Annotated in this window: 9 protein-coding genes; 2 read left to right on the top strand and 7 right to left on the bottom strand. The window is 39.5% G+C overall.

The features are described 5' to 3' along the window. The 6 genes from H6G79_RS12325 to H6G79_RS12300 form a co-directional block, all read right to left on the bottom strand. On the bottom strand, positions 1-1,572 hold the full coding sequence (locus H6G79_RS12325) for an McrB family protein (protein WP_190590955.1): 1,572 nt from the start codon (positions 1,570-1,572) through the stop codon (positions 1-3). Between the two features lie 28 nt (positions 1,573-1,600). Next, positions 1,601-2,077, bottom strand: a complete 477-nt coding sequence (locus tag H6G79_RS12320; RefSeq protein ID WP_190590954.1) for an ASCH domain-containing protein — start codon at positions 2,075-2,077, stop codon at positions 1,601-1,603. Positions 2,078-2,086: 9 nt separating this feature from the next. Then, positions 2,087-4,183 carry a GNAT family N-acetyltransferase gene (locus H6G79_RS12315; RefSeq protein WP_190590952.1) on the bottom strand — a complete coding sequence of 699 codons (2,097 nt, stop codon included), beginning with the start codon at positions 4,181-4,183 and terminating at the stop codon, positions 2,087-2,089. A 153-nt stretch (positions 4,184-4,336) separates the two neighbouring features. Beyond that, positions 4,337-5,299 (bottom strand): N-acetylglucosamine kinase, encoded by a 963-nt coding sequence (locus H6G79_RS12310; RefSeq protein WP_190590950.1) that lies wholly within the window; start codon positions 5,297-5,299, stop codon positions 4,337-4,339. A gap of 4 nt (positions 5,300-5,303) precedes the next feature. Further along, positions 5,304-6,572 carry an MFS transporter gene (locus H6G79_RS12305; protein ID WP_190590949.1) on the bottom strand — a complete coding sequence of 423 codons (1,269 nt, stop codon included), beginning with the start codon at positions 6,570-6,572 and terminating at the stop codon, positions 5,304-5,306. A 51-nt stretch (positions 6,573-6,623) separates the two neighbouring features. After that, positions 6,624-7,049, bottom strand: a complete 426-nt coding sequence (locus H6G79_RS12300) for a GxxExxY protein (RefSeq protein WP_190590947.1) — start codon at positions 7,047-7,049, stop codon at positions 6,624-6,626. A gap of 62 nt (positions 7,050-7,111) precedes the next feature. Here H6G79_RS12300 and H6G79_RS12295 point away from each other — a divergent pair, with 62 nt between their 5' ends. Both H6G79_RS12295 and H6G79_RS12290 read left to right on the top strand, forming a co-directional pair. Continuing rightward, positions 7,112-10,138: a valine--tRNA ligase gene (locus tag H6G79_RS12295; RefSeq protein WP_190590944.1), complete on the top strand. Its 3,027-nt coding sequence runs from the start codon at positions 7,112-7,114 to the stop codon at positions 10,136-10,138. Between the two features lie 168 nt (positions 10,139-10,306). Continuing rightward, the gene (locus tag H6G79_RS12290; RefSeq protein ID WP_190590936.1) at positions 10,307-10,747 is read left to right on the top strand and encodes a hypothetical protein; all 441 of its coding nucleotides are present in this window, start codon (positions 10,307-10,309) and stop codon (positions 10,745-10,747) included. A gap of 162 nt (positions 10,748-10,909) precedes the next feature. Here H6G79_RS12290 and H6G79_RS12285 read toward each other — a convergent pair whose 3' ends face one another. After that, positions 10,910-14,167, bottom strand: a complete 3,258-nt coding sequence (locus H6G79_RS12285; protein WP_190590935.1) for a leucine-rich repeat domain-containing protein — start codon at positions 14,165-14,167, stop codon at positions 10,910-10,912. Positions 14,168-14,695: the final 528 nt, after the last annotated feature.

Genomic DNA, 14,695 nt, shown 5'->3' with positions numbered 1-14,695 from the left:
TTATATATGTATACGTTTATAAATTTTGTTCCAGCGAAATTCATCTACTTTATCCGGCTGGTTAAAAAAATATTCTTCTAGGTAAGGCTCAATTTCCATTTGCCATATATCTTGTATATCATCACGCAGATTATCTGTTAAGAAAAATGAAATACCGATTTCGTAGTTTTTATCTGCGATCGCCTGATTCAACTCCTGTAAAATCTTAATTAAATCTTCTACTGCAAAACTTGTTTTTAGGTGATATTGTCGCAGCACATCATAATTTGGATGAAGTTCAATAAACGCAAAGCGGCGACGTAGTGCATGATCTATTTGTGCAATAGACCTATCTGCTGTATTCATAGTACCAATAATGCGAACATTTTCTGGTATGCGAAACGTATTACCAGCAGCTAAAGGAATTTCTCTGTCGCGGTACTCCAGTAAATACATCAATTCACCAAAAACCTGTGCAAGATTAGCACGATTTATTTCATCAATAATGAGAACACAAGTATCTTGACAAGACTCAGCTTTTTTACAAAATCTTAAAAATCTGCCTGCAACCAGTGGATATGTCAGTTTACCGTCTTGGCTTTGGGGACGAATACCTTGAATAAAATCTTCATAAGAATATGCTGGATGAAATTGCACCAATTCTGAAAAACCATCACCACCACCGATTAGATGTTTAGCAAGTTTTTCTGCAATATAGGTTTTTCCTGTTCCAGGTGAACCGTATAAAATTACTTGTTTTTTACGATTCAGTGTGTTTATCCAGTTTTCTATTGTTGTTATATCAAGACCTATTTCTTTAATCAATTGAGACAAAGTATACTCTGGAGACTTAATTTCTTTCCTCCAATAAATTTTATTTTGGAGATTTTCATTAGTGAATTTATCTGTCTTCATTGCTACCAACCAATGACAGAACATATCAAACAAGTCGTCATCTCGCAAAGCTGGCACACCAGATTGGTGCATTTCTTGAGCAAATTCTTTAATCAACTGATGTGCTGTACTGTTGACTGCTGGATAGTCTATCAGATGTGCTTCATAGTTTGTATTGGCCAGGTAATTAATTACTTGTAAAGATTTATTGTTGATCAAAAAGAATTCATCTGGTCGAAGAGCATTAAGAATAGGTGTGAGGATTTCTGTTTGAAAATATTTGGAATAAGGCATCTGTAAAAATTCTCTACAAGCTGCTGATAATTGCTTTGGATTATCATTGCAGCAACGGACAAACTTTAAAATTTCAAGGGAAATTAACTGCCAATTTTCCGGTTCTATCAAGTTTGCGCCCTCTAAGCATTCTTTGATATCTTTTGAGATATGTGAATTTGTATGAATCCAATTGCCTCTTTGAATATTATTATTACGCTCATAGGGTAGCAGTTGTAGCAACACTAATTCTGTTACATTCTCTCCTGAGTCTACTGCTGTTACGATAGCTTCAAAATTACGACATCCCTGTTGACGCTGTTGCGAATATAAGTTTCTATAATTTATACCAGATGCTGTGTGCAAATAAGAGTTTATAAATTTCTGAAATAATTGCACGAATTCATTTTTTTTATTAGATGACATTCTTATTAAATATTTTATTAAAATTAATTTATTTACAAGAAGTATTTATTTGTATATCTTGCATCATAGATTCCAGCATTTTGAACTCGCTTTCTTTTAAGTAATGATAATTTTGTGGCGGTTTGAATTTAGGTAGTTTTTCTCTAATTTGTGTTAACTCTATTGGATATGGCAATATTTTTATATTTTTGACAAAAATACCAACCATTATTGAAGCACCATTATAATAAGTTTTAAACTCTTTAGAACTAATTCCCGCGATATTTTTGACTTGGTTCCAAAATTTATTTAAGTCTCTTGACGATTTTTTAATCTCTATTTGGATAATATGCTCTACTTCAAATGAGCCTACTAAAGCTTTTCTAGGAGATGAGACATATACCAAAACTAAATCATTTTTATCTAATCGAGAGCGAACACGACGAAATTCAACCTGCTTTTTTCCAGAAAAGATTTTATCCGCATATTTAGGCTTTACTGAAATTAATAATATATTATTATACATACAGTTAAATTATTGATTACCATAACCTAAATTATATAACTTATTAAACGAATCTTTCCTAATCTTGCAAGCTGATTGAAATGATTCTTTTTTATTTATAATTTCTTGGATTTTACTCAATTTTATAGGATATTTAAATAATTCTGTATAGCTAAATCTAATTGCCATGATATTGCCATTTTTATCTGTATTTATATTTAAAACATCAGCCAATTTATAAACACCTAACCTTTGGAAGCGTTGGTAAAGATTTTTAGGTGTATCAATTATAATTTCATCTACAAAGGAGCAGGCTCGAATAGAACTTATTCCACAGTAATGGTTATAATCATCAGGACTTACATACCATAGAATTCGGCATGGAGATTTTAATCCTCTTGAATTTTTAGCTGATCTGTAGTAAACAGCTTCACGGTTAAATGCAAGTTCTATTTTTGAACCAAATAGGGTTTGACTAGCTAAATCAAAATCAAATAAATCTTTTGCCCATTGAGCTTTAATAGGTATTATAAAATTAGGGATTTCAGCATCAATAATTTTTAATGGAAAAAAGAATCGTTCAATACTTGCTGATAATTGAACATCTTTAACAAAGTCTTTGGCATTAAGACTATTAGCAATTTGAAGACAAAAACTGTATTCATGCCCTACATTAGAGGCTAATTCAGCGAGACGTATTGATAACTCAGAAACCGTTTCAGCAACTGCTAAATTGACCTTTAACCATCCATTATCAACCCTAACAAAATCATCTTCTTGAATAGCATTAGTAATAGTTTCGTCTAAGTTTACATCCCTAATTCTAGTAGAATGCCGATTTTCATAAGCAGAATGTAAGAGTGATTGAAAAATTAAGTGCCGTGCTAAAGTGCCAGACAAGTGGCTTTTCGCAACTCTTATCAGTGGAATTTCTAATTCATCTCTTTTGTGTTTACCGTATACAAATAAAGCTAGTGGTTGATTTTTGTCTTCGATAACTATATAACAATTGAATTTTTCTGATTCAGTAAGAAATCGGCGTAACTGTTGTTGAAATTCAGTTTTTGTTTCGCCTTGATTTTGACAATTAAAATAATTAGTTAATAAATCTTCTTGTCCCTTCTGAACTGGAATTTGCTTTAGGAGAGTTCCAGCTAAACGTATAGGTTGATAATCAGGTTTATTGTGAAGCTCGTCTAATTGAATAAGCAGTTCATTAGGAGTCAAAACAGATAACCTGAATCTATCATAAATTTCATCTGCAATCTCTAAAATTTGTTTGTTAGTAGTTATAAATATATGAGATTCTGACACTATGACTTTGGCTAAATGACGTATATCCAATTCGGAAATATCTATATTTTTTACTAATTTAAAAGAATGTAAATTTTGTATGGTTTGGTCTAAGTTTTCACTTATAACTGTTAAAATAGTAAAGTTTTGTGCTAGTTTTCTTTGGAATTCTCTTTTCTTATCATCAACAATAACATTTATATAATTAAATATCTCATCAATTAAGCATATTTCAATATTAGACTTTAACCAATCAGCTAATAAAAATTTTGATTCCTCATTATTGCTATCTTCGTATAAATTTAAAAAGATATTGGCATCAATAACAACGCATAGTTTTGACTCAAACTTATAAGTGTGGCTATTAGAAAATAAGTTTTGATGCCCGTGATCATACCACCAAAACGTTAATAGTTTCTTATCTTTGCTACCACCCTCTTTATCATACTGAGGAACAAAACCTAATTTCTGCCACATACCTGCTAAACCATAATCACGTCGGCAGTGTAAACCAATACCTCTATATTCTTGAGTAATTTTTTTAAGTTGATTGACCAGTAATCTTGCAACTTTTTTGTTTTGATGTTCACGATCAACGCAAAGATGCACAATCGTAATCCGATTATGTGAATGTCGATATAACAAATAGCCAACACATCCTACTTGAGGATCAAGTGCTACAAGTATTTGACGTTTTTTAGCACTATCTGCAAAAGCACCTTTGGGGAAAAAGCCAAGCGTTCCTCTATTAGGACTCCATAGTTCTATAACCTTGGGTAAATGAGGTGATTTATCATCAATCTCTTCTATTTTTATCGGGCTGTCTTTTGTCACTTATTTTTTACCTCTTTAATTAAAACATTCACTTACAGATTATTCAATAATTTTTGATTCTATCTAAATTTCTTGATTTTAGACCTTAATATCTAGTCTGTACAGATTTTGTTACTGAATAACCAAGATAGTCTTTTCAATCTTAGGCAAGCTTTACTGCGACAAACTCTGTAAAGCTAACAACCCAGCACCATAAACAGGTTTATACCTTGGAAACATTACTTTTACCTGGGGAAACTGATTAACTACGGCTGTGGTAAATCTTTCATGTATTTGAGATTTGCCTTGCCATACACTACCTGTTGTCACAATTTCCACAACTGAATCAGGACTAAAAATTGACTCAATAACTGTAGATGTAGCTTTCACTAATTCTTTAACAGCATCATCAATTATATTATTCGCTAATTCATCGCCCGAAGTTGCTGCTAAATCTACAATTGGTGCTAAAGATGCGATTTCTTTAACTCCCCATCCGCGCCGATATATTATTTCGATTAATTCTGCTATATTCTGCAAACCCAGATGCTTTTGAAAATCTTTGATTAAACTTGTTGATATTTCCCGCCCATCATAAGATTTTAATGCTGCTTGCATACCAGCAACAGCAATTTTATAGGCGCTACCTTCATCACCTAAAATATATCCCCAACCGCCCACACGTTTAGTTTCTCCTTGGTGATTTCGACCAAAAACTATGGAACCAGTACCCGCAGCTACCACAATTCCCACATCATGAGCGACTCCGCCAACTAAAGCAATTAACGCATCATGACAAATTACAATATTATCTGGTTGTAAATCCCAAGTAATCGGTAGGAATTGACTGTTTTGTAATTCCTGCACCATACTTTTAACTACTGCAATATCATCAGAACGTCCAACACCAGCTAAACCTAAACAGATGGCTGATATTTGAATTGTACTTGTGAACTTTAATGCTTCATTTGCTGCTGTTTGAATAGCAGAATGAATTGATTGGATTGCTGCTGTAACACCGATGCTTTGATAATTAGATGCGCCTGCTGCACCGCGACCTAGCACTTGATGTTTATCATCCATCAAAATACAGACGGTTTTGCTACCACCACCATCTATTCCGATAACATAAGTCATGGTGTTAATGTGCGATCGCTCTTTTTTGTGCTTCTGCTTTTAAGGGGATGAAAAATAAAACAATCATTCCTGGAATTGTCAGTAAACACACCAAGCTAAAGAATAATGGATATCCTAATAATGGTTGTAAATAACCGCTAACTATTCCGGGTAGCATCATCCCTAAAGCCATAATCCCAGTAGATATAGCAAAATGGGATGTTTTATATTCCCCTTGGGAAACATACATTAAGTAAACACTAAAAGCTGTAAACCCAAAACCATAACCAAACTGTTCTAATGAAACCAGTGGATAAACCAAGGTTAGAGAAGGTTTAGCATAAGCCATATAGACATAAAATACATCTGGCAAATTCAAGGCTAAAGCCATCGGGAATAAACATTTTTTTAAACCATATTTAGCAATAACCAATCCCCCCAAAATACCGCCAGCAATGAGTGAAATTACGCCGAATGTGCCGTATACTAAACCCACCTCAGATGTCGATAAACCCAATCCTCCCGCTTCTGGTTTATCTAACAAAAATAAAGAAGCAAACTTAACAAGCATCGCCTCGCCAAATCTGTAAAGCAAGATAAATGCTAGAACGACTATAATTTTTTCTTGGGCAAAATAGGAACTAATAATTGTCCAGAATGGGATTTTATCTGTGGCTTGTAACTGCCGTGGTTGATCGGAGTCGGGTAAGGGTAAACTGAAACGGTGAAAAAGAGAAAGTATGGCTAAAACTACTGCCGAAAAACCAATGGCTACAGTCCAACTTAAGGGAATATTCTTGAGATAGCCTTCAAGTTGTCCCGCTAAAACAACTAGTAGTCCTGAACCAAAAATCACCGCCAGCCGATAAAATAATGAGCGAATGCCGACAAAAAAGGCTTGCTGTTCGGGAGTTAAAGCTAATAGATAAAAGCCATCTGTGGCAATATCATAAGTTGCAGAAATAAATGCTCCCACTGTTAAGGCGATGAGGGAGATAAAAAAGAAATTGGGCAATTGTAAACAAAAGGCAATTAAACCCAAGCAACAGAACATTGCTAGTTGGGTGTAGAGTATCCAGTTGCGTTTGCTGGAGTAAGTATCAACAATTGGCCCCCAGAACATTTTAATGACCCAAGGGAGATAGAGAAGACTTGTCCATACGGCAATTTGGGTGTTGTCTACGCCGAGTTTTTTGTAAAAGATGACGGAGACGGTGTTGATGATGATGTAAGGTACACCGGAGGCGAAATATAGGGTGGGGATGTAAAGCCAGGGGGAGGGTGAACGTGACATAGGATGATTTTTTAAACGAACCGCCAAGACGCAAAGAACGCCAAGAAGAGATTAAGAAGAAAGGATAATGCGTTTGATGCCGTCTTTGAGAAGAGGGACATTAAAATTTATGAGGAGACCTAGAGGATATTTGGTCATTTTTAGGTAAGAAAGGACTTGTGCTTCGTGAATCGGGGCTAGGTTTTGGACTGCTTTTAACTCCACAATTAGAGAATTAGCAACCAAGAAATCTAATCTACCTTTACCTACTTCATGGCCTTTGTAATAAACTGTTACGCTCTTTTCAAACTCATGAGGTATTCCTCTCCTTAAAAATTCTATAATTAGTGCCTCCTGATACACCTCCTCTAAAAACCCTGGCCCCAGAATCTGATGCACCTCGATCGCTGCTCCAATCACAGCATAAGCTAGTTTATCTAACTCTTGACTTGGTTCTCTTCTCTTGGCGTTCTTGGCATCTTGGCGGTTCGTTTCCATCAAACCCTCTCCAACCCTGTGGCAAAATTTATTAAAGTTCTTCCACAGTTAATTTTCCCAGCATGACCGCAACTATCTCGAATCTTCCCAGTCTCTACGATCCCTTTACCACTGAAGCTAAGTGGCAAAAATTCTGGGAAGACAACCAAGTTTACAAAGCTGACCCAAATCATAGCGGTGAACCTTATTGTGTTGTAATTCCGCCGCCAAATGTCACTGGCAGTCTGCACATGGGTCACGCTTTTGAAAGTGCGCTAATTGATGTTCTGGTACGCTATCACCGAATGCAGGGACGCAATACTTTGTGGCTACCGGGTACTGACCACGCTAGTATTGCTGTCCACACAATATTAGAAAGACAACTCAAAAAAGAAGGTAAAACTCGCGCCCAGTTGGGGCGTGAGGAATTTCTGAACCGCGCTTGGCAGTGGAAGGCGGAGTCTGGGGGAACAATTGTGAATCAGTTGCGCCGCTTGGGTGTGTCGGTGGACTGGTCGCGGGAACGGTTCACAATGGATGAAGGCTTATCGAAAGCTGTGGTGGAAGCTTTTGTAAGTCTTTACAATGAAAAATTAATTTATCGTGGCGAATATTTGGTGAATTGGTGTCCGGCTACTCAGTCGGCGGTGTCGGATGTGGAGGTGGAATCAAAGGAGGTTGATGGTAATCTCTGGCATTTCCGCTATCCGCTAACAGATGGTTCTGGTTATGTGGAAGTGGCGACGACTCGACCGGAAACGATGTTGGGCGATACTGGGGTGGCGGTGAATCCCAATGATGATAGATATAAGCATTTGATTGGTAAAACTTTAACTCTGCCAATTATGCAGAGGGAAATTCCGGTTATTGGCGATGAGTTGGTTGATCCCGCTTTCGGGACTGGTTGCGTGAAGGTGACTCCAGCCCATGATCCCAATGATTTTGAAATGGGTAAGCGTCACAATCTGCCGTTTATTAATATCTTGAATAAGGATGGCACTCTCAACGCTAATGCTGGGGAGTTTCAAGGACAAGACCGTTTTGTGGCGAGAAAAAATGTCGTGTCTCGTTTAGAAGCGGATGGGTTTTTGGTGAAGGTAGAAGATTATAAGCATACCGTTCCTTATAGCGATCGCGGTAAAGTCCCCATTGAACCTCTCCTATCCACTCAATGGTTTGTCAAAATTCGCCCACTAGCAGACAACGCCCTACAATTTCTCGACCAAAAAGATTCTCCTGAGTTTGTTCCCCAACGCTGGACAAAGGTTTACCGTGATTGGTTGGTCAGTCTCAGAGATTGGTGTATTTCCCGTCAATTGTGGTGGGGACACCAAATTCCCGCTTGGTACGCGGTGAGTGAAACAGACGGACAAATTACTGATACTACGCCGTTTGTGGTGGCGAAATCGGCTGATGAAGCTTGGGAGAAGGCAAAAGCCCAATTTGGTGAAAATGTCCAGCTACAACAAGACCCAGATGTATTAGATACTTGGTTTTCTTCGGGACTGTGGCCGTTTTCCACTTTGGGCTGGCCGGAACAAACTGCCGATTTGGCTAAGTACTACCCCACGACTACCTTAGTTACAGGTTTTGACATTATCTTTTTCTGGGTTGCCAGAATGACGATGATGGCTGGTCATTTTACGGGAAAAATGCCGTTCCAGACAGTTTACATCCACGGTTTGGTCAGGGATGAAAACAATAAGAAAATGTCGAAAACGGCGAATAATGGCATTGACCCGTTGATTTTGATTGATAAATACGGCACAGATGCCCTGCGCTATACCTTAGTTAAGGAAGTGGCGGGTGCAGGTCAAGATATTCGCTTAGAATACAACCGCAAAACTGATGAGTCAGCATCGGTGGAGGCTGCGCGTAACTTTGCGAATAAGTTGTGGAATGCGGCGCGGTTTGTGATGATGAATTTGGATGGACAAACCCCCTCTCAACTCGGACAACCACTCAGCACTCAGCACTCAGCACTCAGCACTCAGCACTCAGCACTCAGCACTGAATTAAGCGATCGCTGGATTCTTTCTCGCTATCATCAAGTTATTAATCAAACTACCAGTTACATCAATAACTATGGTTTAGGGGAAGCCGCCAAGGGAATTTACGAATTTATTTGGGGCGATTTTTGCGACTGGTATATTGAGTTGGTGAAATCCCGCTTACAACCAGGTGCAGACCCCGCATCCCGCCGCGCCGCCCAACAAATCCTCGCCTACGTGCTGGAAGGGATTTTAAAATTACTGCATCCCTTTATGCCCCACATCACCGAGGAAATTTGGCAAACCCTCACCCAACAACCCGCAGAATCACAGCAAACTTTAGCTTTACAAGCTTATCCCCAAGCAAATGCCGACTTGATTGATACTGCTTTAGAAGCACAGTTTGACCTGCTAATCGGCACTATCCGCACAATTCGCAATTTACGGGCGGAGGCGGATGTTAAGCCAGGGGCAAAAGTCAAGGTGAATTTGCAAACAGGTAATTTGCAAGAACAGCAAATTCTCATAGCTGGGCAAGCTTATATTCAAGATTTAGCTAAGGTGGAAACCTTAAGCATTGCCGCCGAACAAAAAAGCCAAACTGTCGCACCCGCAAAATCACGCTGGAGTTGGAAAACAATTGGCTTAATATTTGTGGGGCTAATTTTTCTGCGCGTTGGTTTGGCTGTAGCCGACACAGTTAATCGCATTCCCTTAGCTGGTACTTTCTTTCAACTTGTGGGTTTAGGTTATAGTATGTGGTTTATTGCCCGCAGTATATTATTTGCCAAACCTAAACCAGTGAATACTGTCTCACAACAACCAACAGCAGTTGCAGAACCATTACCAGCCTCAGAACAAACCATTGCTGGGGTAGTTGGTACAGTTCAAGTGGTCATTCCCTTGACTGGTGTTGTTGATATTGAAACCGTACGTGCCAAATTAGAGAAAAACCTCAGCAAAATCGAAGCAGAAGCCCAGTCTCTCAGAGGTAGGTTAAGCAATCCTAAGTTTGTGGATAAAGCTCCCGCCGACGTGGTACAAGGGGCGAAAGATGCCTTAGCTGAAGCTGAGAAACAAGCCGAAATTTTGCGCGATCGCCTCCAGGCATTACAGTAAACATAGCCTGAATGATCTAACATCACGACAATGGGTAATGGCAGAGTCATCACCCATTGCCCAAGGATGATTTTCAAAACAAAATCAGTATTTTAATTTTGTTGTTTAATAGAAATTTTTGTACTTATTTTTTAATTTTTAATTGTAAGCTGGAGCAAAAAGACGATCATGCTATATCTAGCTCAGGTACATAAAAACGAATTTTTAGACCAGTACCAGTTGCGTTTGTTAGCACGTCAAGATACTGATAAACTCTGGGCAATTATTCCCGAAGAAGCTTTTATTTTGCTGGGGAAAGGTAAAACTATGAGCGAAGGCTTACTAGTTTTAGTAGAAATTTCTGCCACCGGTGAAATCGAAAAATTAGAAGAAGCTAGTAATTGGGTAATGAATTTAGTTGAGTCTTACCTCACCACTGGCATTACCCCAGAACTTTTACAACAAGAAGCAGAACGCGCGGAACAGTGGCGACAATCTCTGACTTTGCAAAATCAAGATTTGGCGCGTCGTTCTCTAGAATTGGAAGCCCGCCGCGAACAAATTCAAGCTTTAGAAGAAAGTCTCAAGCGCGAGAGAAACGGATATAACGATGAGGCTACTAGTAGTTGAATAATGCCTTTCAATAACAAAAGAGTTTCAGGGAAAAAGGCATTTCTTTTATATTTTGCGATCGCGCTGCGGTATTAAATAGGCAGATGCAAAATAACCCAACATTCACCCATACTTACTATTCTCTTAACTTTTCTGTACACAACAGGGAGTTAGAAAAGCCTATTTTCCAGCAGGAAGCTGTAATTCTATCCCTAATTTGTCGCCTATTTCCATAACATTATTTGTAAAATCTGTGATACCTGCAATATGACCAGCAATTAAACCAGCAGCAGTAAGTAAAGCTATGAGACGCTTTTTGAGTTTGGGTTTATTGCGTTCTGGTTCTGGCTTTTGAATTTCGGCTTCTACATCATCAATATCGATGGTGATGTCGTCGCGGATGTCTGGCGGAAATTGGGCGGCGGTTTGGCGTAGGTTGCTGATTAGTTGCAGAATTTCGGTGATGTTTGCGCCACTGGTTTGAGTGAAATCTGAGGCTTGCTGACTGGCTTTGTCTTGGACTTGGTTGGCAAAGTTGGCAATGTTTGAGTTGTGAAAGTTGTTTGTATTTTGTGTCATAGGTTTATATTCTGCTTGGTTGCTATTGTAAATCTTGTTGACAATTGTCAGGCGATCGCTCTCTAAACCGACTCTTTGTGATTTCTGACGCGATTCTAATGATTCGTAGCCGTCTAAAAGTTGACGTAAATTCAGTTTTAATTTTAATTTGCCGATAGTAACTGTGCTTTCACCCATTGCCTCAAGTCCCAAGAGTTCTTGATAGTCGAGGGGGGGATGATTGGGATAGCCGGGGACGGGAACCCATTCGGTAATTTCGAGGTTGGGGAGAGTTTTGTGGATTTTGTTAAAGACATCGCGGAGGATACCGAGAAATAAGCGGCGGGTTTCTTTGCGTCCGCTAATGGCGATGAAGATTTTTTTGTCTTCAGGGTCGGCTTTTATCCGCGCAATGTTATAGATTTCGTTGTTTTCTTGATATTGCAGCATTACGCCACTGCGCCAATAGACTTGGTTATAGATTTTTTCGTGGGTGTTGACAATAAAGCGAGAGATAATGCTTTCTGGGAGAACTTTGTAATGGTATTGAAATTCTAGGGTTTCCCCTTCTAATTCTGTTTCTTCTGGTTGGTCTTTGGGCAGAAGTCCGGCTATTAGAAATTTTGGCGAGGGATATTCTAATTCAAAGCAAAGCTCAAATTCTTTCATCAACCCAATCAGATAATTGTGGCGTTGGATGGGGTAACGTTGTGGATTGAGAATACGTCTGAGGTCGGCGAGTGTGAAAATGCCTTTGGTTTGAGTTGTGAGAATTTCATCGCTGAGAAGTGCGTAAATACCTTCTGTCACCCAGTTGGGTTTGAGGACGTTGGTATCTTTAAGGATGGGATGGTCGCGGAAGTTGAGAACTAAGCCGAGTCGATGCAGCAAGTCGATAAGTTGTTCTTGGTTTTGTTCTTCGGGAATTTTGTTTTCGTAGCAAATGCCAATATAGTTGCTGTAGCTAATGAAGTCTTGGGGCATTGATTCGAGTTGTTGTTTTACCTCAAACCATGAGAGGGGTAGAAGGTCGTAGACTTCTTTGAGGTTGGCAATTTCCTGAAAAATAGCGGTGCGGAGTTCATCAATACCGATATTGTCTTGGCAGGAAGTTTCGATAATGGCTTGAATATTGGGATATTTTTCGCGTAATGCTTTGCGGTTGATGTCGAGGGGTTGTTCGTCTCTTTTGTTGCCAACAATAATCACGGGTGACTGTCCGCCGAAGCTTTCAATTAATTTCAGCCAATATTCAATGCGGTTTTCTTCTTCGCTGGTGCGGCAATTGCAAACTAAGAGATAGAGGCTGCGCTTAGTCAAAAAAAACTGATGGGTGGCATGATAAATTTCCTGTCCGCCAAAATCCCAAACATTCAAGCGAATATCTTTGCTATTAACCTGCACGTTCCAAGTTTGGACATTCAGTCCGTCAGTTTGGGGTTGATTTTTATCATATTGATTGCGGATTAGTCGCTCGATGAGGGATGTTTTGCCGACGCTACCTTGTCCGACAAGCAAGATTTTAGCTTCATTGAGTGGACGTACTTCACCACTACGGAGTAATCGCAAGTAATTAAAAATTTCTTCAACTGAACCAACATCATCAAGAGAAGATCCTAAAATTTCTGGTGAAATAGAAAGCGGATTTCCCCGTAAATATAATTTTTCTAATTTCGGTAAACTTTCAATCGCCTCTGGTATCTCGGTAATTTGGTTGCCAGGGAGGTAAAGGTGGGAGAGATTGGTTAATTTTGTAATCGTCTCTGGTATCTCCGTGATTTGGTTGCCACCGAGGTAAAGGTGGGTGAGATTGGTTAAATTAGCGATCGCCTCTGATATCTCGGTGATTTGGTTGCCAGGGAGATAAAGGTGGGTGAGATTGGTTAATTTTGTAATCACCTCTGGTATCTCGGTGATTTGGTTGCGACCGAGGTCAAGCCGGGTGAGATTGGTTAATTGAGCCAGCGCCTCTGGAATTTCGCTTATTTGGTTGTCACCGAGGTAAAGCTCGGTGAGATTGGTTAATTGAGCCAGCGCCTCTGGAATTTCGCTTATTTGGTTGTTACTGAGGATAAGCTGCGTCAGATTGGTTAAATTTGCCAGCGCCTCTGGAATTTCGCTTATTTGGTTGCTATTGAGGTAAAGCTGCGTCAGATTGGTTAAATTTGCCAGCGCCTCTGGGATCTCGCTTATTTGGTTGCCATTGAGGTAAAGCTGCGTTAAATTGGTTAAATTTGCCAGCGCCTCTGGGATCTCGCTTATTTGGTTCAAAGTGAGGATAAGCTGCGTCAGATTGGTTAAATTCGTGAGCGTTTCTGGAATTTTGTTAATTTGGTTGTTATGGAGGTAAAGCTGCGTCAGATTGGTTAAATTTGACAGCGCCTCTGGAATCTGGCTTATTTGGTTGCTACTGAGATCAAGCTCCGTCAGATTGGTTAAATTTGCCAGTGCCTCTGGAGTCTCGCTTATTTGGTTGCTACTGAGATCAAGCTCCGTCAGATTAGTTAATTTAGCCAGCGCCTCTGGTATTTCAGTTAGCTCTACTCGAATTAAGATAAGTTCCTCTAAATGTAGTATTTGTGTTACCACATCGGGAATGCTCTCTAAAGGATTGCCACTAATATCCAACTTACGCAAATTAGGCAAATCTAATAGTTCGTGTGGCAGGGTTTTTAAATTATTGCCTGAAACCTTTTGGAGAATGCGGCCTCCTGCTGATTCATAACCGTCAATCTTCTTCCCCAAAATCAAAGATTCAAGCTGCTGCAACTTACCAATTTCTACAGGTAACTCAGCTAAATCTTGTCCCGACAAGTCTAATTCTCGCCAACCCTCAGCCGCCGCTTGCTCTATCAGTGCCAACAACTCATCCTGCGTCATAATTCCAAGCCAAAGGGTAAAAGGAAATAAGACTGTTGAAGATGATTTTAGCGGATCGGGGCAAAATTTTATACCATTGCTTTGTAGCGATGCCTGCGGTGGTCACTGAGCTTGCGATGCCCTGAGCTTGTCGTTCGCGTAGCGTCTCCGGCAGGAGAAGGGTCGAAGTGCGGGCTACGCCAACGCACATTGATATTTTGTGGTTAGCGACGTAGTTTTTAAATAAACGTTAATTCGACAGACCTCTCCCGCTTCTAAAAGGCGAAAGTCTGGGTTTTATTCCCCTCTCCTCATAGGCTACGGCTATACACAAATCTGGGTTAAGTGCATCTGTCCCGCCTCGGAATAAATTCCGAGTCTCATAGCGCAAGTCCTCTCAAGAGGACTCAAGGAAAAATTGATTCCAGTCTACTTCAGTAGACTTTGGCTATGAGCCTGGAACTTTAGTTCAAGGCGGGATACGGTTTCATACTGTAAATTTTCGATTTCGTTTACTGAATGCAGCACCGCCCTAAGCTTGTCAAAGGG

Origin of the sequence: Anabaena sp. FACHB-83 (genome assembly GCF_014697485.1) — a bacterium.
GTDB lineage: Bacteria > Cyanobacteriota > Cyanobacteriia > Cyanobacteriales > Nostocaceae > Nostoc_B.
This window is presented reverse-complemented; position numbering and strand designations above follow the sequence as displayed.

Excerpts from the sequence above, each read along its gene's own strand:
- H6G79_RS12325 (WP_190590955.1), bottom strand. The coding sequence starts at position 1,572 with ATGTCATCTAATAAAAAAAATGAATTCGTGCAATTATTTCAGAAATTT.
- H6G79_RS12320 (WP_190590954.1), bottom strand. The coding sequence starts at position 2,077 with ATGTATAATAATATATTATTAATTTCAGTAAAGCCTAAATATGCGGAT.
- H6G79_RS12310 (WP_190590950.1), bottom strand. The coding sequence starts at position 5,299 with ATGACTTATGTTATCGGAATAGATGGTGGTGGTAGCAAAACCGTCTGT.
- H6G79_RS12305 (WP_190590949.1), bottom strand. The coding sequence starts at position 6,572 with ATGTCACGTTCACCCTCCCCCTGGCTTTACATCCCCACCCTATATTTC.
- H6G79_RS12300 (WP_190590947.1), bottom strand. The coding sequence starts at position 7,049 with ATGGAAACGAACCGCCAAGATGCCAAGAACGCCAAGAGAAGAGAACCA.
- H6G79_RS12295 (WP_190590944.1), top strand. The coding sequence starts at position 7,112 with ATGACCGCAACTATCTCGAATCTTCCCAGTCTCTACGATCCCTTTACC.
- H6G79_RS12290 (WP_190590936.1), top strand. The coding sequence starts at position 10,307 with ATGCTATATCTAGCTCAGGTACATAAAAACGAATTTTTAGACCAGTAC.
- H6G79_RS12285 (WP_190590935.1), bottom strand. The coding sequence starts at position 14,167 with ATGACGCAGGATGAGTTGTTGGCACTGATAGAGCAAGCGGCGGCTGAG.